This is a genomic window from Arthrobacter sp. KUASC02, assembly GCF_059739395.1.
In genome coordinates this window covers 4799180-4819130 of sequence record NZ_AP046053.1, presented here as the reverse complement: position 1 = coordinate 4819130, position 19951 = coordinate 4799180, and the positions used below count along the sequence as shown (strand labels likewise).

Here is a 19951-nt window from a genome sequence, read left to right as displayed (position 1 = left end):
GGCGGCCAGTCCTTTGTGGTCCTCGCCACAGCTTTCCCTTTGACTTTATTCAACCGCGGCGATGCACGTCCAACACGTTTTTTGCATTGCGTGATACCCATGGGGCACTGCGGGGAATCCGGGGCGAACTGGCCGCGGCTCAGGTCCGCGGGCCGACGTCGGCTTTCACCGCCGTGACCGGGCATCCTGCCTCAAGGATGACACGCTGGGCAGTGCTGCCAAGAAAAAGCTTCCCCACCGGGGAGCGGCGCCGGACGCCTATCACCACCAGTTCAATATCTTCCTCGTAGGAGGCGTCGATCATGACGTCCGCTGCGTCAATGCCCTCGTTGGGTCGGAGGGTAGCTTGGACGCCCGCTGCGGCCGCGGCAGCAATGGCTTCGCGGATGTCCGACTCCGCCTCCGCGGAAGCTTCGCCCGCCACCGGGCCCATGATCTGCAGCCCGGTCTTCCTCAGTGCAGCCTCTCCGATGGCGGCACCCAGGGCGGCCCGGCCCTCCTGGCTGGCAACATATCCCACTGCGACGCTCATGCCTGCACCGCCGTCAGGACCGACCCGGACGCAACGAACTGCCGCAGGTTCGCGAGCGTAAGTTCCGCCATCGCCGCCCTCGTTTCGTGGGTTCCGCTGCCCAGGTGCGGCAGGAGGACCACGTTGTCCAGGGCGAGGAGGTCCTCCGGGACTTTCGGCTCCTCCGCAAAGACGTCCAGGCCGGCCCCGGCCAGCCGCCCGGCCAGCAGCGCAGCCACGAGGGCGTCCTCATCCACCACCGTTCCCCGGGCGATGTTGATCAGGTAGCCGTCAAGACCGATGGCGTCGATGACGTCGGCGTCCACGAGTTTGGCCGAGCCGGACCCGCCCGCGGCGGCGACAATCAGGACGTCGCAACCGGCAGCAAGCTCGCGCGGTGAGGCCTTGTATTCATAGCTGACCCCGTCCACCGGATTGCGGCTGTGGTAACTGATCTCGCAGTCGAATCCTTCCAGCCGGCGGGCGATGACCCGCCCAATCCGGCCGAGGCCCAGGATGCCCACTCTCTTCCCGCTGGCCCTGGTGGCGAGGGGGAAGTTGCCCTTGCTGAGCCAGTCACCGCGGCGGACGAACCGGTCCGCGGCGCTCACCCGGCGCAGGACGTCGAGGTACAGGGCGATGGCGGTGTCCGCCACGCAGTCGTTAAGGACGTCGGGGGTGTTGCTGACCGTGATGCCGCGCCGGGCGGCCTGGGCAACGTCCGTGGTGTCATAGCCGACGCCGAAGTTGATGACCGCGCGGAGGCCGGGAAGGGCTCGCATCAGGTCCGGGCCGACGCCGAACTTTCCGGAGGTCACGGCGACCTCGAAGGATCCGCCGTGGTGCTGCAGGAATTCCTCCCGCTCGGGGGTGGAGTCGGGGAGGCGCACGGCGTCGTACTCGCTCCGGATGGCTTCTTGGACGGTTGGCATCAGTGGCCCTACCTGCAGGACGGCGGTGTTCTTCATATCTGCACCCTAGGTTTCGGATCCATACGCGTCCAACATGTAAATGGCATGGTTCGATGCCCGAAGTGAATCGATTGAGGTACTCCGGCGGAACCACGCGGATTTCCGGGATGAGTGGTGCCCGTCACAGGGCGCCGGTGCCCGGAAGCGGCCCTGCGGCGCGGCTCCGGCGGCCGGCAGAAACCTTGTGGAGCCTGTGGACCTCAACTAGCTTGAGTCCAGCGCGGCCCGAACGACCTGATCTTGTTGCCCGGTTCCACTGGTGCAAGAGCACCCCCTGCCGCAAACACCCAATTCGGAGGAATCCAATGACGTCTTCTTCAAAGCCCCCATTTCCCGCCGCCTTGCTCAAATGGCCGGCCCTGGCATCCGTCGCGGTGCTCGGTCTGAGCGGCTGTTCCGTGGCCAATTCCGACGCCGGCGCCGCCTCCTCGACGACGGTGCGCGTGGTGCTCGGCCAGGAGCCGCCCACGCTGGAAGCCTGCGAGTCGAACCTGACGTCCACCGGTGTCGTGGTGCGTTCGAACGTCACCGAACCCCTGATTGAACGCAATCCCACGAGTGGCGAACTCGAGCCCAAGCTCGCCACTGAATGGAAGGCCACCACGGATACCGAGTGGACCCTCAAGCTGCGCGAAGGTGTGACCTTCCAGGACGGCACGCCGTTCAATGCCGAAGCCGCCGCCTTCACCATCGAAAGGGCGGTCAACTCCAAGCTCGGCTGCAACGTGGAAGGCTACGTCTTCGGCGACGCGGACCTCGCCGTGAAGGCCGTGGATGCCACCACCCTAACCGTCACCACTCCCGAACCTGATCCCATCCTGCCGCTGCGCCTTTCCTTCCTCGAGGTGGTTCCTACGTCCACCAGCGCCACGGAGAAGGTCCGTGAGCCGATCGGCACGGGTCCCTACAAGATCGAGAAGTGGGACGCCGGCCAGAAGATCACCCTCTCCAGCTGGGACGGGTACTGGGGAGACAAGCCCGCCTACGCCAAGGCCGAGTACCAGTGGCGCTCCGAGAGTTCGGTGCGCGCTGCCATGATCACCAGCGGCGAGGCGGATGTTGCCATGGGGCTGAGCCCGGACGACAACATCGGAGACCTCGGGGTGGACTACCCCAACAACGAGACCGTGGCCCTGCGGCTCGATGCCAATGAGGCGCCGCTCAATGACATCCGTGTCCGCCAAGCAGTCAACTACGCCCTCGACAAGGAGGGAATCGTCAACTCGCTCTACCAGGGCAAGCACCAGGTAGCCGCACAGCTGGTTCCCGAAGGCATCGTGGGGCACAACTCAGCGCTGAAGGCCTGGCCGTTTGACCTGGACAAGGCGAAGTCCCTCGTTGCCGATGCCAAGGCCGACGGCGTTGATACGTCCGCTCAGATCTCGCTGGTGGTCCGGAGCGCGCAGTTCCCGAAGATCACCGAACTCGGCCAGGTCCTCCAGGAGCAGCTGAGCCAGGCCGGCCTGAACGTCAAGCTCAAAATGCTCGAAACCAGCCAGCACCTGACCTACCAGGTCCGTCCGTTCCCCGATGATGAAGGCGCAGTGGCCCTGATGACCCAGCACGGCAACCAGGCCGGCGATGCAGCCTTCACCGTGGACCAATACATGCTGTCCACCGGAGCACAGAGTTACTTCGGCACCCCCGAGTTCGACGCCATGATCAAGAAGGCGGATGCGGCCTCCGGTGACGAGCGGAAGAAGGACTTTGAGGACATCTTCGCCTACCAGAACGACAAAGTGGTCCAGTTCGCCCACATCTCGCACCAGACCGGCATCATCGGCAAGGCGAAGTCCGTGAAGTACACGCCCAATTCGTCCAGTGGCGACGAGCTGCGTGTTTCGGAAATGACCCCGGCAAACTAGCCCGGACCCGGAGATAAGGACAGCCATGCTGATCTACTTGAGAAAGCGGATTGTCTCCAGCGCCTTGCCGCTGGTGGTGGTGATTGTTGGTGTGTTCGCGCTGGCCAGGATGACGGGAAACCCCGCCAGCCTGTACCTGCCGCTGAATGCCACACAGCAGATGCGCGACGATTTCACCGCACGCAACGGACTGGACCAGCCGCTGCTGGTGCAGATGGCCGACTACTTTGGCGGCGTGCTCCGGCTCGATTTCGGGCAGTCACTGCGCACGGGGCAGGATGCCGCGGCCATGGCACTGCGGGCTTTCCCGGCCACCCTGCAGCTGGCCGCCACCACCATGCTGCTGGCCGTGCTGCTGGCGCTGGTGGTCGGGTGCTGGGCTGCACTGAAGCCCAACGGCATCGCGGACCGCATCTCAAGTTTCGTCTCCATGGCTGCCGCCTCGATTCCGGACTTCTGGCTGGCAATCGTGGGCATCTGGGTCTTCGCCATCACCCTGGGCTGGCTCCCGACATCTGGTGTGTCGGGGGCCGGCGCCTGGGTATTGCCCATCGCCACGTTGCTCCTGCGGCCGTTCGGCGTGCTGGTCCAGATTGTCCGCGGCTCCATGGTCTCAGCCCTCTCGGAGCCTTACATCAAACTGGCCCGAAGCCGCGGCGCGGGCGAACTCCGAGTGGTCACGCACCACGCACTGCGCAACGCTGCCGCGCCCGCACTGACGGTGGCCGGCGACCTGACCGTGGGCCTCGTGAACGGCGCGGTGGTGGTGGAGACCATCTTCGGCTGGCCGGGCATTGGAAAGCTCATGATCGATTCGATCCTGCAACGGGACTTCGCTGTCCTTCAGGCCGCCGTCCTGCTCACCGCCGTCGCGATCTTTGCCCTGAACATCCTTATCGACATGGGCTACGCGCTGCTGGACGCGCGCGTCCGTCCCGTCACGGTCAAGGCCTAGGAATAGCCATGAAGAGTTCACTGACTGAGGGCACGGCACCCGAGACGCTGCCGGCGGCCCTCGAACCCCAGAATGAAAAGAAGGACGGAAAACAGGATGGAAAGCTGAGCCTCTTCCGTCTCCTGCTCAGGGACCGCTTTGCCACCGTCTCTGCGCTGATCCTGGTCTTCATCGGCCTGACCGCGCTCGTCGGACCTGCGCTGATGGGTGACCTGGCCACCAAACAGAACCTGCTGTTCGCCAACAAGGCACCGTTCACACTGGCGCACGGCTGGGAATACTTCCTGGGCAGCGATTCCCTGGGCCGCAGCATGCTGGCCCGGCTGGTCGTGGCGAGCCGGACCACCCTGTCCGTCGCCTTGCCTGCGGTGGCCGTGGCCCTGGTGGTCGGCTCCCTGTGGGGCGTGTGGGCCGGCTATCACCGGGGCTGGCGGGAGAACGTTTCCATGCGCATCGCCGACGTGATCATGAGCTTCCCCTCCCTGCTGCTCGCCGTCGTCGTGCTTTATGTCTTCAGCCCCAGCGCAGCGAACATCGTGCTGATCCTGGCCCTCACCCGCATCCCGATCTACCTGCGCACTGCCCGCGCCGAATCGGCGGAGCTGCAGAGCCGGACGTTCGTGGATGCGGCGCGCACATTCGGTGCCAAGCCCAATGCCATCATCGCCCGGCACGTCATTCCCGTGGTGCTGCCGACGCTCCTGACGCTGGCCACCCTCGAGTTCTGCTATGTCATGCTCGCCGAGTCCTCGCTGAGCTTCCTGGGCATCGGCATCCAGCCGCCGGACGTCAGCTGGGGCCTGATGGTCTCCCAGGGCAGGCAGTACCTGCAGACCGCCTGGTGGCTCTCGATTTTCCCGGGCGTCGCCATCGTGGTCACCACCATCGCCGCCAACGTCCTCGCCGCCTGGCTGCGGATCGCCACCGATCCGGCCCAGCGCTGGCGCCTGGCACTACCCCGCAAGCGGCTGATCGCCCGTATCCCAGCCAAGGAGGCACAGCCGTGAAAACAGCTGCCCAACAAGCCCCTATCCAGCGCGCCGGCGAAGCTGCCGGCGCTGCCACCGGCCAGGCCAAAGCGCACGACGTCGTCCTGCAGGTCCGAGACCTTGCCGTGGACATCCGCACGCACCGCGGCACCGTGCGCGCCGTCAACAGCGTGGCATTCGAAGCCCGTGCCGGGGAAACCCTGGCGCTGCTCGGCGAATCAGGGTGCGGAAAGTCCATGACAGCGAAGGCCCTCGCCGGGATCATGGACCCCGTCTGCGACCTCGCCGACGGCGAGATTGTCCTCAACGGCACCGACCTCGCCGCGCTCAGCGCCAAGGAACGGCTCAAGTTTGCCGGGCCCGAGCTGGGCATCGTTTTTCAGGACGCGCTGACTGCCCTGAACCCCGTCTACACGGTGGGGACGCAACTGGGCGAGGCCTTCCGCATCCACCGCGGGCTGAACGCCAAGCAGGCGCGGGCTGAAGCGATTGATCTGATGAAACGCGTCGGCATCCCCGAGCCGGAATCCAGGGTCAATTCCTACCCGCACCAGTTCTCCGGCGGCATGCGCCAGCGCATCCTCATCGCCATGGCCGTGGCCCTCAACCCGCGCCTGCTGATCGCCGATGAACCCACCACGGCACTGGACGTCACGGTCCAGGCACAGATCATGCAGCTGCTGCGGAAGCTCCGTGAGGAGGGCCAGATGGCCGTCATCCTCATTACTCACGACCTTGCGGTGGTGGCCGAGGAGGCCGACTCCGTGGCCGTGATGTACGCCGGGAATGTGGTGGAAAGCGGACCCGTCTCCGAAGTTTTCGCCGATCCGCGCCATCCGTATACAAAGGGACTGCTGGAGTCCGTCCCCGTCCACCTGGAGCGCGGCGCCAAGCTCAAGTCCATCGCCGGCAGCCCGCCGGAGCTCCACGACATTCCCGCCGGCTGCGTCTACCAGTCCCGCTGCCCGCTGGTGCAGGACATCTGCCGGGCCGAGCGGCCCGTGCTCCGCCCGGCAGCCATCCCTTCCGGCACGGAACCGCGGCCTGCCCGCACGGCCGCCTGCCACTTCAGCGAGGAGATCAACAATGTCTGAGCCGCTTCTGACAATCGACGGAGTCACCAAGACCTTCCACGTGGCCAGGAGCGCCAGCGGGAACACAAGGCTCAAGGCCCTGGACGGGATCAGCCTGACTGTCGGCAGGGGCGAGACCCTGGGGCTGGTGGGCGAGTCCGGCTGCGGCAAGTCCACCCTGGCGCGGACCCTGATGATGCTGGAAACACCGGATGAAGGAACCGTGACCTTCGAGGGAACCAACCCCTTCGGGCTTCGCGGGAAGGAACTGCTGAGCTGGCGGCGGCGCGTGCAGATGGTCTTCCAGGACCCGTTCGCGTCCCTGAACGCCCGGATGAACGCCGGCGACATCATCGCCGAGCCGTGGGCCACCCACCGCGGCCTCTACCCGACGTCCCGGGAGCGCCAGGCGCGGGTGAGTGAGCTGCTGCACATGGTGGGGCTGCGTCCCTCAGACGCCAGGAAGTCGCCGCAGGAATTTTCCGGCGGGCAGCGCCAGCGCATCGGCATTGCCCGGGCCCTGGCGCTGAACCCGGACGTCATCATCCTCGACGAGCCGGTCTCGGCACTGGACCTTTCCGTCCAGGCGCAGGTCCTGAACCTGCTCAATGAGCTCCAGCAGGAACTCGGTGTTTCCTACATCTTCATCTCCCACGACCTGACCGTGGTCCGCCATGTGGCGGACCGGGTGGCCGTGATGTACCTCGGACGGATCATCGAGACCGGGGCCACCGAGGAAGTCTTTGACCATCCCCGCCACCCCTACACGGCGGCCCTGATGTCGGCGTCCCCGAAGCTGGACGTCAGCGGAACCAGGCGGGACAGGATTGTCCTCCAGGGTGAGCTGCCCTCTCCGCTGGATCCACCGTCGGGCTGCCGCTTCCGGACGCGCTGCTGGAAAGCCCAGGACATCTGCGCCGAAGTATCACCGGAACCGCAGGTCCTGGCCGCCCCTGACGGTACGAAGCATGTTGCAGAATGCCATTTCCCGCTCGACTCCATCAAAGGCCTGACCGGCGCCGCTGCACCTGCCGCTGCCGTGCCCGTCCAGTGAGTGGTCCCGAGTGACCGGTGCCGAATATGCCCTCATCGCCGGGGTGGTCTTCCTGGCCGCATGCCTGCAGGCGTCCAGCGGCTTCGGCATGGGCATGCTGGCAGCGCCGGTGATCGCGATGGTGGATCCGGCGCTGCTTCCCGCCACGCTCATCCTCCTGGCCCTGCTGGTCACCGTCATGGTCACTGTGCGGGAGCGGCAAAGCCTGGACCTCCGTGGCACGGGCTGGGCCCTGGTAGGACGGATTCCCGGGAGCTTCCTGGGGGCGTGGCTGGTGACGGCACTGTCCCGCGAGGGCCTGGCCTGGGTGGTGGTGGCCGTGGTGCTGAGCGGCCTGGCGCTGGCGGGCCGCGGCTGGGCTCCCCGGCCCGTCCGCGCCAACCTGATCGCCGCGGGCGCAGCCTCCGGCATCATGGGCACCGCCACCTCCATCGGGGGACCGCCCATGGCCCTGGTGTGGCAGGGACACGACGGCCCCCGCTTGCGCGGCACGATGAGTGCCTTTTTTATGGTGGGATCGTCGATTTCGATGCTGATGCTGTGGATGACCGGAGCTGTCACCGCGGAGATGCTTTTGCTGGCGCTGTGGATGGTTCCGGCGGCCGTCTGCGGCTACGCGGCATCCCGGTTCGTGAACCGCTTCCTCAACGCCGCACGCCTGAAGGCCCTGGCCTTGGGTGCGTCGGCGCTGGGAAGCGCCCTGCTGATCGTGCAGCTGGTCCTGGCGGCTACGTAGACGGGACGGGACCAGCAGCCGGGACGGGCCGCGGCACCAGGTTTGCGAGTTTCCCGCCCCGTGCGAGCAGCCCGATGTTGGCGGCAATATCGGCCGCCCTGCGTTCAAAGGTGGTGCGTGCATGGCCGGAATGGTGCGGGGTCAGCACGGTGTTCTGCAGGGACGCGAAGGGCAGTTCAGCGGGCGGAATCACGCCGTCCGCGGGTGATCCCCACCAGACGTCGAGGCCGGCTCCGGCGATCCGCCGCTCCTTCAGGGCCGCGTACAGTGCCGCCTGATCCACCACCGGCCCGCGTGCCACGTTAATAAGGAACGCTGAGGGTTTCATGGCGGACAGTTCCGCCGCCCCGATCATCCCCTCCGTGCCGGAATCCAGCGGCACGGTCACCACCACGACGTCGGACGCCGCCAGGAGCCCGTGGAGCTCGTGGTTTCCGCCCACCCAGTCGAGGCGGACCCCCGGCGGCAGGGCGGCTGCCGGATTGCGCCGCACAGCGCGGACCTTCATGCCCAGCGCTCCCGCCACGCGGGCGACTTCGGCTCCGATGGACCCCAGGCCCACCAGGCCCAGTGTCAGGTCGGCGAGGACGGGATGGAACGGCACGTCGCGGTCCGTTGCGATGGTCCGCCACTGCCCCTGGCGGACGTCCCGGTCGGCGGCAGCGACATTGCGCGACAGCATCAGGGTGACCATCAGGACGTGCTCGGCGATGGGCCGTGCGTGATGGAAGGTGTTGGCCACCACGGCTGACGGCAGCAGGTGCGGGAAGGAAATCTTGTCGTAGCCAGCACCCGTCACATGGACCAGGCGCACGCGGCCGGCAGCTTCCGCTTCCGCTGGGCCCAGGGAGGAGCAAACCACGACGTCGGCGCCCGCCAGGGCGTCCAGCCGGCGGCCCGGAGTCCAAGCCGCCGCCATGTCCCACTGGTGAGTGCCGCCGTCGACCTTTAACCGGTCCTCGAAGCGGCTGATAATGGGGTCGGTGACCACGATTTTCAGTGATTCAAGACCATCCGGAGCCTGGTCCGCGGTGGTTACCACCGGGGGCCCTGGAGCTCGTAGGAGGGGTGGAGCCGCTGCATGTAGCCGGTGTCGTCCCGGCTCCTGATCCCGCAGTCCAGGTACTGGCGGTGCAGGCGTTCCAGGGCGTCGCGGTCCACCTCGACGCCGAGGCCCGGGCCGGTGGGGACCTGGACGGCGCCGTCCTTGAACGTGAACACACCGCCGGCAATGACGTCCTCCGACGGGTCCTTCCAGGGCCAGTGCGTGTCGCAGGCGTAGTCGAGGTTGGGGGTTGCCGCCGCCAAATGGACCATGGCGGCGAGGCTGATGCCAAGGTGGGAATTGGAGTGCATGGACAGGCCAAGGCCGAATGTCTCGGTGATGCCGGCCAGGAACTGGGTCCGGCGGAGGCCGCCCCAGAAGTGGTGGTCCGAGAGGATGACGTCCACGGCGCCGGCCGCCACGGCAGGGGCCACATCCGCGAAGCTGACCACGCACATGTTCGTGGCCAGGGGCATGCCGACCTCGCGGCGGACGGCCGCCATGCCTTCGATGCCTGGTGTGGGGTCCTCAAGGTACTCCAATACGCCGTGCAGTTCCTTGCCCACCCGGATGGAGGTCTCCACTGTCCAGGCGCCGTTGGGATCGATGCGGAGGGGGAGGTCGGGGAACTCGGCGCGGAGGGCGTGGATAGCCGCAATCTCTTCTTCCGGCGGGAACACGCCGGCTTTGAGTTTGAGCGCGCTGAAGCCGTAGCGGTCCACCATGGTCCGGGCTTGCCGCACAATCCCGGCGGGGTCCAGGGCCGCACCCCAGGCGTCGTCCGCCTGGCCGGGATGGCCCGCCCACTTGTAGAACAGGTACCCGCTGAACTGCACGGAGTCACGGACGGCGCCGCCCAGGAGGTCGCTGACCGGCCGGCCGAGGAGTTTGCCCTGGATATCCAGTGCGGCGACGTCGAACGCGGAGAGCACGCGGTCAGCTGTGCTTGAACCGGTGACCATGCCGCTCATGCCGTGGCCGCCCTGGATGGTGTCCTGCCGGAGTGCCTGGGCGATCCGGCTGCGCAGCAGGTTGATGTTGAAAACGTCCGTGCCGGGCACGGCTGCCGCGGCGAGCCGGAGCCGGGCAATGTGGCCGGCATCGCCGTAGGTTTCACCGAAGCCCGACACCCCGGCGTCCGTCTGGACCTCCACGATGGCCCGCAGCGCAAACGGCTCGTGAACGCCCACGGTGTTCAGCAGCGGCGGGTCCTTGAAGGCCACCGGCGTGATGGAGACGCCGGTGATCCTGGCCTGGTTGACGTACTGGGCGGGATCGTATGCCTGGTCCACAGCGCTGTGCTCCTTGATTGGCTCGGGGGTTGATTTACCTGCTCCGTTCACCGACCATAAGGGGAGTCATCGATCCAAGTCCAAGCCAATTTGTGCACTCAACAATTCAGTAAAGGTATGAATGTTTTCCCTACCCCAGTTAGAGGCGTTCGTGGCCGTCGCTGAAGAGCTCCACTTCGGTGCCGCGGCTGAGCGGCTGAACATGACCCAGCCGCCGCTGAGCCGCCAGATCCAGATGCTCGAAAAGAAGCTTGGAACCCAGCTTTTCGGCCGTACCAGCAGGAAAGTGGAGCTGACCGCCGCCGGCGCCACCCTGCTGCCGAGGGCGCGGCAGATCCTGGACATGTGCATCAAGACGGACCTGGATGTCCGTCGGGTGTCCTCAGGCGAAGCAGGTGCCATCACCGTGGGGTACACGGCCATCGCCGGCCAGAGTGCACTGCCGCTGATGCTGCGCCGGGCCGCGGAGGGGATGCCGGGCGTGTCCTTTGTGCTCCGGGAACTGGTCTCCACGGACCAGATGGACGGGCTGGTGAAGGGCAGCGTGGACATCGGCCTGCTGCGGCCCATCGTGGCCCGGCCCGGGGTAGTGTCCCGGCCGCTCATGCAGGACCGGCTGGTGGTGGCGCTGCCCGAGGGGAGTTCGCTGCTGGGCAATATGGCGGTGCCGGCGGGTCAGCCGCTGCCGCTGGGGTCCCTGGACAGGCTGCCGCTGCTGATGTACTCCACCAAAGAGGCCCGGTACTTCCACGACCTGGTGCTCCGGCTGTTCGCCAGCGCCGGCGCCCACGCCAACGTCACGCAGTACGCAAGCCAGGTTCCGGCCCTGTTGGCCTTCGTCCAGGCAGGTCTGGGGGTGACGCTTGTCCCCGCCTCGGCCATGGCGTTCGCGCCCGCCGGGGTGGAATTCCACGAGATTGACGGACGGCACGGCATCCAGGAGCTGAACCGCGTGGATCTGGAGCTGGCATGGAACGAAGAGACAGCCAACCCCGCAGTCCTGCGGCTCCTGAAGCTGATCGACACGCCTGAACGGCTGGCCGACCTTCACGCCTGAGCGGGGGCGCGCTTCCCGGACGCGCGGCCGGTTTCGCCCGGCAGCGGCAGCTGGCCGGGGCTACTGGCGTCCGTCCCTAAGCCGCCGTCTCGAGTTTGCCAGGTGGCTGCGCATTGCAGCCGACGACGACGGCACGTCACCTTCCGCGATGGCCGCATAGATGGATTCGTGCTCGTGGACCACCTGTTCAAAGTGGTCGCGGGCGTAGTGTTCGACGCCGGTCATCAGCCGGGTGCGCGGCATGGCGATCATGGTCTGGCCCAGGGACGCGAGGCAGTCCGAATAAAAGGGGTTTCCCGTCGCCGCGGCGATGGCTTTGTGGAATTCGTAGTCGGACTTCATGGCATGCGCCGGGTGGTCGCCGCTGGCAGTGAACTCCTCCAGGGCGTTCAGGACTGCCTTCAGTTGCCGGTCCGTCCGGTTTCGGGCCGCCAGTGCCGCAGCTTCCGCCTCGACGCCGATGCGGAACTCCAGCAGGTGGAGCCGGTCCTCAAGGCTCGCCACCGGCCGCCCGCCGGGGGAATGCGGATCGCCGTGCGGGGGCGGGGTCAGCGCAAAGCTGCCCCGCCCGCGTTCGGTTTCCACGAGTCCTTCAGCCTGGAGCCGGGTCAGGGCCGCCCGGACCACCGTGCGGCTCACGCCGAACTCGCCAATCAGCGTGTTTTCGCTGGGGAGCTTGTCTCCGGGCTGGATGACGCCGTCAACGATGCGGGTGCGAAGATCGGCGGCGAGGTCCGCGGTCAGGTTCCGGCTCATGCGTTCAAGGTTACGCGCCGAACTCCACGGACTCGGTTGTCCAGGCGCGGGCCTGGTCGCTGAGTGTCACGCCGAGGCCGGGGCGGTCCGGAACCAGCATGCGGCCGTTCTTGGTTTCGAGTCGCTCGTTGAACAGCGGGTCCAGCCAGTCGAAGTGCTCCACCCACGGTTCGCGCGGGTAGGCGGCGGCGAGGTGCAGGTGGATCTCCATGGCGAAGTGCGGGGCAAGGCCCAGGCCGCGCTCGTCCGCCAGTGCGGCGAGGCGGAGGAACTGGGTGATGCCGCCGACGCGGGGAGCGTCGGGCTGGATGATGTCGCAGCCGTTGGCGTTGATCAGGCCCTTGTGCTCGGCCACGGAGGCCAGCATCTCACCGGTGGCGATGGGGGTGTCCAGGACGTTGGCGAGGTGGGCGTGGCCTTCGAAGTCGTAGGCGTCCAGCGGCTCTTCGATCCACACGAGGTGGAATTCCTCCAGTTGCCTGCCCAGCCGCAGGGCAGTGGCGCGGTCCCACTGCTGGTTGGCGTCCACCATGAGCGGGACGTCCCAACCGATGTGTTCGCGGATTCCGGCGACGCGGCGCAGGTCCTCTTTGCTGTCCGGAAGGCCCACCTTGATCTTGATGCCGCCGATGCCTTCGTCGATGGACTGGGTGGCGCGCGCCTTGACCTCGTCGAGGGAGGCGTTGAGGAAGCCGCCGGAGGTGTTGTAGGTCTGGACCGAGTCGCGGTAGGAACCCAGAAGCTTCGCCAGAGGCAGGCCGGCGCGCTTGGCCTTGAGGTCGTAGAGGGCGATGTCGATGGCGGCCAGCGCCTGGGTGGCCACGCCCGAGCGGCCCACGGAGGCGCCGGCCCAGAGCAGCTTGGTGTAGATCTTGCCGATGTCGTTGGGGTCCTCGCCGATGATGCCCTCGGCCACCTCCTTGGCATGCGCGTACTGGGCGGGTCCGCCCGCGCGCTTGGAGTAGCTGTAGCCGATGCCGCTGTGGCCCTGCTCGGTGGTGATTTCAGCGAAGAGGAAGGCCACCTCGGTCATGGGCTTTTGGCGGCCGGTGAAGACCTTGGCGTCGCTGATCGGCACGGCAAGGGGAAGCCTCGCGGTGGAAAGTTTGACGTGGCGGATGAGGTCTACGGTGCTCATGGGGGGGCTCCTCGGAATCTGAAAGGGGCTTCGTCGCCCCTTGTTCTTATGCTACAAGTTGGAAACTTGTATTACAAGTAATTTGGGCGGCCGCCAGGGAAGCGGCTGGCGGCGTCGGCATTGTTCGGCGGGGTCGAGCCGTAGCTTGCGGGCGGTCAGGCAGGTTGGCTGATTCGATGCTTTTCGCTGTCGACCAACTTCCGTTCGCCCAGTTCCGTGTACATGCGACGTCCACGGCTCGCTGCCAGTGCTGTTTGGGGCGTTTGTTCTCTACCTCGAGGAACTCTCCTACTGAGAGCAGCAGAAAGGACTCGAGTTCTCCCATGACACGGGCCGGCCGTTTCGCTGGTTTGTGGATCGCAGTAAGCGCGGGGGACTCGCTAGTGGCGTCCGGTGGTGATGGATTCCGTTGCACGTCGTTCCCGGATTTGACTATGCGGAACATCGCGGCTGAGCGAAACCGTATAGAACGTGGGGCTGTGTTGGGTCACGAGTACGCCGTGTCCGCCAATGTCCATGGCATGGGCAACTGCTGTGGCCACGGCGCCGTTGAGGTCTTCACTGATCTGCAGTGGCTGCTCGCCCCTGATTTCCTGGAAGTGCGGGGTTTCAAAGTTTCCGGTCATCTCTATTCCTTTTGGAGCATCTGCCTGAAGTCTCGAACGGTCGTCTTCGCCGAGGGTGCGACTAGATGCGTGTGGGGTTGAATGAAAGGGCCGTGCGGGCGGGACTGGGCCAGTTGATGCCACGGGCAGCTAGCAGGGCCGCGCCGACGGCAGTGACTTCAGGTTCCGGGATGATGTGGACGTCCGTGCCGATGACGGCCCTTTTGATATCGATCCAGCCCTGGGATCTTGCCCAGCCGCCAGCGACATACACGGGAGCACCTGGAGGCATCATGGAAGCAACGGAGTGGATGGCCGCTCCGCCGGCACGGGCCAGTGCACCTGCCACGGCCGAAGCCCGGGACGAGGGTCCGGCAGGGGCGTCTGGGGCGTAGCGCGGCCGGACTCCACCTTGTCCGCCGGGAATAAAGCTCTCTGAATGCAGGTGGCCATCAGGTTTTTGGCTGCCGGCGACGATTGCGTCAAACGCCGCTGCGACAGCCGGGTCCTGCGAAATCCACTGGACGTTTCGGGCGAACTCAGTGACGGCCAACAAGGTGGTTCCGTGGCTGAGTATGCCCGGAGCGACATCGCAGCCGTCGAACCGGAGCACGTTTGCGGTCGGGGACTGGGCCACCACAACTTCCGCGGTGCCCATGGAATCAAGAATCGCGCCGGGGTGCAGCTGGTCGACACCCCATCCGCCGATGGGGTGGTCGTGCCCGCCTGCCACGACGATGGCTGTGGGTGCAAGGACTCCTGCATGGCTCAGGCGGGGGGAATAAAGGGGCCCAACCGGCTCCCCGGTCCGGAGGACTTCTGGCAGCAGTGCGGACGAACCGAGCGTCATTTCGACGCGTTCAGTCAGCCATGCGCGGGTCTGGACGTCCCAAGCTGCGGTGCGCGCTGCGAGGGTTTCGCTGATGAAAGTCCTGCGGGACCAGGAGCATGCGGCGAAGTCGGTGATGGCCGCCCAGGTTGAGGCGTTGCCGCCATGGTCCTGTTGGCTCGACCAGAGCCAACCGATGAGGGAGTGGGAGGGATTGGTGGTGACGCCGAGACCTTTTGACGCGGTCAGACGGGGTTCCAATGCGTCGAATAGCCGTGTCCGGCGTGGGTCGAACCAGGCCAGAGCGCGGCCCAGAGGCTTGCGGTTGCTGTCAACGAGGACCCCGTCTTCTCCGACTCCGGCTGATGCCACGGCAGCAACGATGTAATCGGATCCGCAGGCGTCGATGATCATGTCTTCAATTGCGTCCAGGATCGACTGGGCATCAATAGAAAGGTCGGACGGGTTGCGGGGTGTTGTTTGCCTGGCGCGTGCGACGACGCGGCCGTTGCGGTCAAGCGCGACTACTTTGAGATTTGTGCTGCCAATGTCGATGCCACAGACGACCTCTGTCTGTTCGCTCGTTCCGCCCATATTTCGCCATCCCTTGATCTATGCGGTGTAAAGATTGCCGGCCCCCTAGTCGTTGAAGGAAACGCCCTGGGTCAGGGAAGCAATCTCGGCGAGAGTCTTCTCGGCAATGACGCGTTCACGCTGCCAGATATTCCGGCCGACGATCACACCACGGGCCCCGGCGCGGATGGTTTCCGCAACTGCCTCGATGGTATCGGCAGGCTCGCCGGCGAGCGGACCTCCAGCGATCACCAGCGGCACGCCAAGTTCGTCGACGAGGCGTTTGGTGCGCTCTTCGCCGGGGAACGCAATCTTGATGATGTGGGCACCAAGGTCGTAGGCGATACGTGCCACTTGTTCTTCCTCAACGATGACAGCCTCCGAACGCGGGGCGCCCATGAGCACCGGTTCCAGAACCAAGGGTATGTCCCAACGCTCGCAGGCAGACACAACCTGTCCCACGCGCGTGCAGAGGGTGGCCCTTTCAGCGTTGGACATGTTCCAGGGGAACAGCATCTTCACGGCGTCGACACCCATGCGGACGGCTTCCTCAACCGTGGTGATCAGGCCATGGGAGCCTTGGCCGTCCACCTCCCGGTAGTCGTAGTAGGTGTCGATGGCCATAACGCGGCTCAGGTGGGGGGTGCGGGCGAAGAAGGCCTCGGTCTGCTTGACCTGTCCTGGGGTCATCATGAAGCCCGTGACACCTTGAGCGGACCAGGCAGCGAAGGGAGCTGCGGGGGTTTCAAGACCCTCGATGCGCTTAAAGATCAGGCCGTGGTCTACGGGCATAATGATTGCGGCTCGGTCGCTCGGGAGCGTACGGCGCATGCGGTATTCCATGGACATTGAAGCCTGCTTTCTGTAGACGAGCCACGCTGCTGTCGAACAGCTTGCTTGTAATGACGTCGCCCAGTGCCGGGGTCTGAGCCGCTCTGCTCTAACTGTATGTACAGTCTGGACAAGTAAATCCACCTTATGCGCGGCGGCCGACACCAGTCAAGCCCACCGCTGCGGCTGCGAGGACTCCACGACGCACCATTCCGGACTCTGACTGGACTGTACGGTCCGTCTATAATGAAGTGGACAATGTCCCTACTCGCAGACCTCATCGAAGGAGGACTTCGTGTCCATAGCAGCTGCTGAGGCGATCGACCGTCAGTCACCGACCCCGTATTACCGCCAGCTTTTCGACGTTCTGGAGCGCAGGATCTCTTCCAAGAACATCGAGTCCGGTGAGCGGTTGCCGAGCGAGAATGAACTCTGCACCGAATTTGGGTTGTCCAGGGCGACGGTGCGCCAGGCCCTGAAACTGCTGGAGTCCAAGGGCCTTGCGCACCGCATTCCGGGCCGGGGGGTCTTCGCGAGCGAGCCGTCGGCCGATCGGGGCTGGGTTATTCAAGGGCAACAGGGCTTCCTGGAGAACGCGCTGGGTCACCAGAACAGACCCGTCACCACTCAGGTGCTGCGTTCCGGACCCGTGGTTTTGCCGGAGAGCGCCTGCCGATCTTTGGAGCTTCCCGAGGGGACTAGGGGCTTTGAATTGGTCCGAGTGCGGTCCGTAGATGGCATCCCCGCGGTGTACAGCATTAACTACAGCCCGCCGGCGGTGGCACCGGTGATCGCCGGGGCACAGGAAGTCCTCGCCGGGCAAGCTCCCCTGTCCGCTTTGCTGACCAGTGCCGGGTACGGCTTGGGCGGGGCCAATAGGACTATCCGGGCAGTCAACCCGACGCCGGAGATCGCCCAAGCGCTTAACGTCACGGATTCCTCTCCGCTGCTCCGGATCCACTCCACGTCCTGGACGACGGCAGGGGAGCGCTTCGATGTCTATGAGACCTGGGTGCGCAGTGAGATCGTGCCGCTAGAGGTGAACGTCAGCAGCCTGGATCTCACTTCCGGCCGCTAGCGCAAAGAGGAGGAGCCCCCGTTTCGGTGTTGAAACGGGGGCTCCTCCTCTTTGCAACCGATGCGGTCATACTCCTACGAGATCGGACGCAGGAGTATCGCTTTTGCGGACCTCGGCCTCCTCGGGAATTCGAAGCCACCGGACGGCCACGCCCGCGGCGACATACAGGCCTGCGAAGATGATCGTGACCCCGCCGGGTCCGATGAGACCAAGGAAGACCGCGACGATCAGCGGCCCGACGAACGTTGCCGCTCCGGCGCCCAGATTCAGCAGCGCCACGGCGTTGCCTTTCTGTCCCGGGGCCATCAGGGACATCAGCACCGAGATGGGCGTGAAGCCGGCCAGGGTCACACCGTAGAAGGCGGCGCACACAACTGCCACCCAGTACTGCGAGCCCGTCATCTGCGGAATGAAGTAGAAGCACAAGGAGCTGACGGCTGAGCCGATGCAGCCGAACCAGCGCAGCGTGCGGTGCCAGCCGAGTTTGTCGCTGAGGACGCCGAAGAAAAGGTTGGCGAAGATGTTCGCGAAACCCATGGTGAAGATCAGCTGCAGCCACCCTGCGGTGCCGAAGCCGAGCTGCGTGCCGAAGACTGTCGGAAGGAAGACCAGGAATCCAAACTGGGGCGCGGTGTTGACGACGCGGATGAGGCAGCCGAGGCCGACGCGGGGAATCTTGACAGCGATGGAGACACTGTTGACGATGCTCTGGCGGGCGGTCACGCCGGGGGCGGCCAGGCGGTTGCCCCCTTTGGCGTTGCGGATTCCGATGAGGCAGATGATGCCGCCGGCGATAACCGTGACCAGCGAGACCCACAGGGTCATGTATTCACCGATGAGGGGTTCGGTGCCGCTGGCAAGCAGCGAGCCGAGAGTGGGGAGCCCTCCGGTGAAGGCGAAGTAGAACCAGCCGACAGCGGAGCCGAGCCGGTTCGCCGGGCTACCTGCCAGGATCCAGACCAGGAAGCCATAGGCAAACAGGGGATAGCCGAAGCCGCGGATGCCGTAGGTCAGCAGTATCAGTGTGAAGTTCTGGGACGGGACCGCGACTGCCAGGAAGAGGACCTCGAAGACAGCCCAGGTAACGAGACCGAACAGCATGACCTTGCGGGGACCCAGGACGTCGGAGAGAGCTCCGGCGAGCCAGGAACCCAGAGTGACGATCAGGCCGTAGGCGGTGATGATGACAGCGGCGCTGGTTTCGGTGCCGGCACCGTTGGCGGCCAGGAACGGTGCGATGTAGCCGGATTCGACGCCGTCGCCGACCATGAAGAGCAGGAGCCCGACGAAGCCCCAGATCAGGGGGCGGGGCAGCCCGAGACGGTCCAGGAGAGCCGGGCGGGTGGGGCTGTTTGCAGCGGATTGTGCAGACATCAGTGAGTACTTTCGTGAAAGGGCGAGCGGGGTTTAGCGCTGCGGCAGGATGTGGACTTTTCGAGCGGATTCGGAGTGTGCCGCTTCGAGGGCTGCAGCGTAGTCTTCGAGCCCGAACGTGTGGGTCACCATGCGGGATGCAAGTTCAGGGAGATCCTTGATGGCCTCGACCGCGGCCGGGTAGGACGTCGCGAGCGACTGTGAGCCCACGAAGGACAGCTCCCGGTCAAAGAGGTCATAGGGGAAAAGGTCGATGCTGGCGGTCGGGCTGACGACGCCCATCTGCAGCAGGGTGCCTCGTTCAGCGAGTTTGGCGATGGCGTCCTTGACGGCCGAGGGGTGGCCGCTGGCTTCGATGACCAGGTCGATGTCGCGTTCGGTGGTTCGTTCCCCGGGGGAGTAGGCGTTGTCTGCACCGAATTCGAGGGCTGCTTCGCGCCGCACCGGGCTGGGCTCGACGATGTCGATGCTGGCTGCGCCGCGTGCCTTGACCAGTGCGGCGGCCAGAAGGCCGATGGAGCCTGCGCCGTAGATCAGGACACGCTTGCCGGTGACCGGGGCGACCCGGCCCAGGGCATGCAGTACGCAGGCCAGGGGTTCAATCAGTGCCGCGGTGGTCCAGTCGATACCGTCGGGCAGGGCGAAAACGACGGATGTCGGGACTTTGACCAGTTCTGCGACAGCGCCGTTGCTGGTGACTCCAATGGGGACAAGATTCCGACAGAGGTTCGTTGCACCTGCTTGGCACTGGTCGCAGGAGCCGCATGCCACGTTCGGGTCGACACAGACCCGGTCGCCGACTTTGAAGCCATTGACATCGGAACCAACCTGGACGATCGTGCCGGCAAATTCATGCCCGGGGACAACGGGAAAGGTCCCGGTGGGGTAGTCGCCGGAGGCGAGGTGGATGTCAGTGCCGCAAATACCCACCGCTTCAGGGGCAATGACGACCTCGCCTGCGCCGGCGATCGGGTCCTCGATCTCTGCAACCTCGACTGATCCGGTTCCGTCCAGAATTACGGCGCGCATCTGCGCTCCTCTCCGCTTGGTTACGGCAGAGGGCGATCCTCGACCGTGAGAGTTTGGTCCGGCTCCGCAATTGCCCGGAGCGGGATGTCTACTGGATCACAAGAATACGACAAGTTGAGACGAAATGTCTAGACGAAGCGTACTGTACGTACAGATGACGCCCGACGCCCGGGTACGCAAACAGGGAGGT

19 protein-coding genes are annotated in these 19951 nt (G+C 65.5%); 8 read left to right on the top strand and 11 right to left on the bottom strand.

Annotation, left to right across the window (positions count from 1 at the left end):
* Positions 1–139: 139 nt before the first annotated feature.
* Both AC6JAC_RS22245 and AC6JAC_RS22240 read right to left on the bottom strand, forming a co-directional pair.
* Positions 140–532, bottom strand: a complete 393-nt coding sequence (locus tag AC6JAC_RS22245) for a universal stress protein (RefSeq protein WP_028272352.1) — start codon at positions 530–532, stop codon at positions 140–142.
* Positions 529–1479 (bottom strand): 2-hydroxyacid dehydrogenase, encoded by a 951-nt coding sequence (locus AC6JAC_RS22240; protein WP_497966712.1) that lies wholly within the window; start codon positions 1477–1479, stop codon positions 529–531. The genes AC6JAC_RS22245 and AC6JAC_RS22240 overlap by 4 nt, the downstream gene beginning before the upstream one ends.
* Before the next feature lie 308 nt (positions 1480–1787).
* On the opposite strand from AC6JAC_RS22240, the gene AC6JAC_RS22235 reads away from it, so the two are divergent.
* Genes AC6JAC_RS22235 through AC6JAC_RS22210 form a run of 6 tightly spaced genes read left to right on the top strand, consistent with a single transcriptional unit; the run spans position 1788 to position 8154 of the window.
* On the top strand, positions 1788–3347 hold the full coding sequence (locus AC6JAC_RS22235; RefSeq protein WP_497966710.1) for an ABC transporter substrate-binding protein: 1560 nt from the start codon (positions 1788–1790) through the stop codon (positions 3345–3347).
* A gap of 25 nt (positions 3348–3372) precedes the next feature.
* Positions 3373–4302: an ABC transporter permease gene (locus tag AC6JAC_RS22230; RefSeq protein WP_497966708.1), complete on the top strand. Its 930-nt coding sequence runs from the start codon at positions 3373–3375 to the stop codon at positions 4300–4302.
* Between the two features lie 8 nt (positions 4303–4310).
* On the top strand, positions 4311–5309 hold the full coding sequence (locus AC6JAC_RS22225; RefSeq protein WP_497966706.1) for an ABC transporter permease: 999 nt from the start codon (positions 4311–4313) through the stop codon (positions 5307–5309).
* Positions 5306–6385: an ABC transporter ATP-binding protein gene (locus tag AC6JAC_RS22220; protein WP_497966704.1), complete on the top strand. Its 1080-nt coding sequence runs from the start codon at positions 5306–5308 to the stop codon at positions 6383–6385. Before AC6JAC_RS22225 ends, AC6JAC_RS22220 begins: the two co-directional genes overlap by 4 nt.
* Positions 6378–7418 carry an ABC transporter ATP-binding protein gene (locus AC6JAC_RS22215; RefSeq protein WP_028272358.1) on the top strand — a complete coding sequence of 347 codons (1041 nt, stop codon included), beginning with the start codon at positions 6378–6380 and terminating at the stop codon, positions 7416–7418. The genes AC6JAC_RS22220 and AC6JAC_RS22215 overlap by 8 nt, the downstream gene beginning before the upstream one ends.
* 10 nt (positions 7419–7428) lie before the next feature.
* Positions 7429–8154: a sulfite exporter TauE/SafE family protein gene (locus AC6JAC_RS22210; protein ID WP_454697201.1), complete on the top strand. Its 726-nt coding sequence runs from the start codon at positions 7429–7431 to the stop codon at positions 8152–8154.
* On the opposite strand, the gene AC6JAC_RS22205 is transcribed toward AC6JAC_RS22210, so the two are convergent.
* The gene (locus AC6JAC_RS22205; protein WP_497966701.1) at positions 8147–9196 is read right to left on the bottom strand and encodes a 2-hydroxyacid dehydrogenase; all 1050 of its coding nucleotides are present in this window, start codon (positions 9194–9196) and stop codon (positions 8147–8149) included. The two genes, AC6JAC_RS22210 and AC6JAC_RS22205, sit on opposite strands and share 8 nt — an antisense overlap.
* Positions 9190–10491 carry a glucarate dehydratase family protein gene (locus tag AC6JAC_RS22200; RefSeq protein ID WP_497966699.1) on the bottom strand — a complete coding sequence of 434 codons (1302 nt, stop codon included), beginning with the start codon at positions 10489–10491 and terminating at the stop codon, positions 9190–9192. The genes AC6JAC_RS22205 and AC6JAC_RS22200 overlap by 7 nt, the downstream gene beginning before the upstream one ends.
* 121 nt (positions 10492–10612) lie before the next feature.
* On the opposite strand from AC6JAC_RS22200, the gene AC6JAC_RS22195 reads away from it, so the two are divergent.
* Positions 10613–11548 carry a LysR family transcriptional regulator gene (locus AC6JAC_RS22195; RefSeq protein ID WP_497966697.1) on the top strand — a complete coding sequence of 312 codons (936 nt, stop codon included), beginning with the start codon at positions 10613–10615 and terminating at the stop codon, positions 11546–11548.
* Positions 11549–11608: 60 nt separating this feature from the next.
* On the opposite strand, the gene AC6JAC_RS22190 is transcribed toward AC6JAC_RS22195, so the two are convergent.
* The 5 genes from AC6JAC_RS22190 to AC6JAC_RS22170 form a co-directional block, all read right to left on the bottom strand.
* Positions 11609–12304: a FadR/GntR family transcriptional regulator gene (locus tag AC6JAC_RS22190; protein WP_028272362.1), complete on the bottom strand. Its 696-nt coding sequence runs from the start codon at positions 12302–12304 to the stop codon at positions 11609–11611.
* Positions 12305–12314: 10 nt separating this feature from the next.
* Positions 12315–13442 carry an L-talarate/galactarate dehydratase gene (locus AC6JAC_RS22185; protein WP_497966695.1) on the bottom strand — a complete coding sequence of 376 codons (1128 nt, stop codon included), beginning with the start codon at positions 13440–13442 and terminating at the stop codon, positions 12315–12317.
* 380 nt (positions 13443–13822) lie between these two features.
* A complete protein-coding gene (locus AC6JAC_RS22180; RefSeq protein ID WP_497966693.1) occupies positions 13823–14068 on the bottom strand; it encodes a hypothetical protein in 246 nt (81 codons plus the stop codon).
* 61 nt (positions 14069–14129) lie between these two features.
* Positions 14130–15470: an FGGY-family carbohydrate kinase gene (locus AC6JAC_RS22175; RefSeq protein ID WP_497966691.1), complete on the bottom strand. Its 1341-nt coding sequence runs from the start codon at positions 15468–15470 to the stop codon at positions 14130–14132.
* A gap of 45 nt (positions 15471–15515) precedes the next feature.
* Positions 15516–16241, bottom strand: a complete 726-nt coding sequence (locus AC6JAC_RS22170) for a class I fructose-bisphosphate aldolase (protein ID WP_497966904.1) — start codon at positions 16239–16241, stop codon at positions 15516–15518.
* A 334-nt stretch (positions 16242–16575) separates the two neighbouring features.
* On the opposite strand from AC6JAC_RS22170, the gene AC6JAC_RS22165 reads away from it, so the two are divergent.
* Positions 16576–17358 (top strand): GntR family transcriptional regulator, encoded by a 783-nt coding sequence (locus AC6JAC_RS22165; protein ID WP_454697209.1) that lies wholly within the window; start codon positions 16576–16578, stop codon positions 17356–17358.
* Positions 17359–17424: 66 nt separating this feature from the next.
* Here AC6JAC_RS22165 and AC6JAC_RS22160 read toward each other — a convergent pair whose 3' ends face one another.
* Positions 17425–18732 carry an MFS transporter gene (locus tag AC6JAC_RS22160; RefSeq protein ID WP_497966689.1) on the bottom strand — a complete coding sequence of 436 codons (1308 nt, stop codon included), beginning with the start codon at positions 18730–18732 and terminating at the stop codon, positions 17425–17427.
* Between the two features lie 33 nt (positions 18733–18765).
* Positions 18766–19761, bottom strand: a complete 996-nt coding sequence (locus tag AC6JAC_RS22155; RefSeq protein WP_497966687.1) for an alcohol dehydrogenase catalytic domain-containing protein — start codon at positions 19759–19761, stop codon at positions 18766–18768.
* Positions 19762–19951: the final 190 nt, after the last annotated feature.

Bases quoted from the DNA above. Each gene is read 5' to 3' on its own strand.
- AC6JAC_RS22245 (WP_028272352.1), bottom strand. From the start codon at position 532: ATGAGCGTCGCAGTGGGATATGTTGCCAGCCAGGAGGGCCGGGCCGCC.
- AC6JAC_RS22240 (WP_497966712.1), bottom strand. From the start codon at position 1,479: ATGAAGAACACCGCCGTCCTGCAGGTAGGGCCACTGATGCCAACCGTC.
- AC6JAC_RS22235 (WP_497966710.1), top strand. From the start codon at position 1,788: ATGACGTCTTCTTCAAAGCCCCCATTTCCCGCCGCCTTGCTCAAATGG.
- AC6JAC_RS22230 (WP_497966708.1), top strand. From the start codon at position 3,373: ATGCTGATCTACTTGAGAAAGCGGATTGTCTCCAGCGCCTTGCCGCTG.
- AC6JAC_RS22225 (WP_497966706.1), top strand. From the start codon at position 4,311: ATGAAGAGTTCACTGACTGAGGGCACGGCACCCGAGACGCTGCCGGCG.
- AC6JAC_RS22215 (WP_028272358.1), top strand. From the start codon at position 6,378: ATGTCTGAGCCGCTTCTGACAATCGACGGAGTCACCAAGACCTTCCAC.
- AC6JAC_RS22195 (WP_497966697.1), top strand. From the start codon at position 10,613: ATGTTTTCCCTACCCCAGTTAGAGGCGTTCGTGGCCGTCGCTGAAGAG.
- AC6JAC_RS22190 (WP_028272362.1), bottom strand. From the start codon at position 12,304: ATGAGCCGGAACCTGACCGCGGACCTCGCCGCCGATCTTCGCACCCGC.
- AC6JAC_RS22185 (WP_497966695.1), bottom strand. From the start codon at position 13,442: ATGAGCACCGTAGACCTCATCCGCCACGTCAAACTTTCCACCGCGAGG.
- AC6JAC_RS22180 (WP_497966693.1), bottom strand. From the start codon at position 14,068: ATGACCGGAAACTTTGAAACCCCGCACTTCCAGGAAATCAGGGGCGAG.
- AC6JAC_RS22175 (WP_497966691.1), bottom strand. From the start codon at position 15,470: ATGGGCGGAACGAGCGAACAGACAGAGGTCGTCTGTGGCATCGACATT.
- AC6JAC_RS22170 (WP_497966904.1), bottom strand. From the start codon at position 16,241: ATGCCCGTAGACCACGGCCTGATCTTTAAGCGCATCGAGGGTCTTGAA.
- AC6JAC_RS22160 (WP_497966689.1), bottom strand. From the start codon at position 18,732: ATGTCTGCACAATCCGCTGCAAACAGCCCCACCCGCCCGGCTCTCCTG.
- AC6JAC_RS22155 (WP_497966687.1), bottom strand. From the start codon at position 19,761: ATGCGCGCCGTAATTCTGGACGGAACCGGATCAGTCGAGGTTGCAGAG.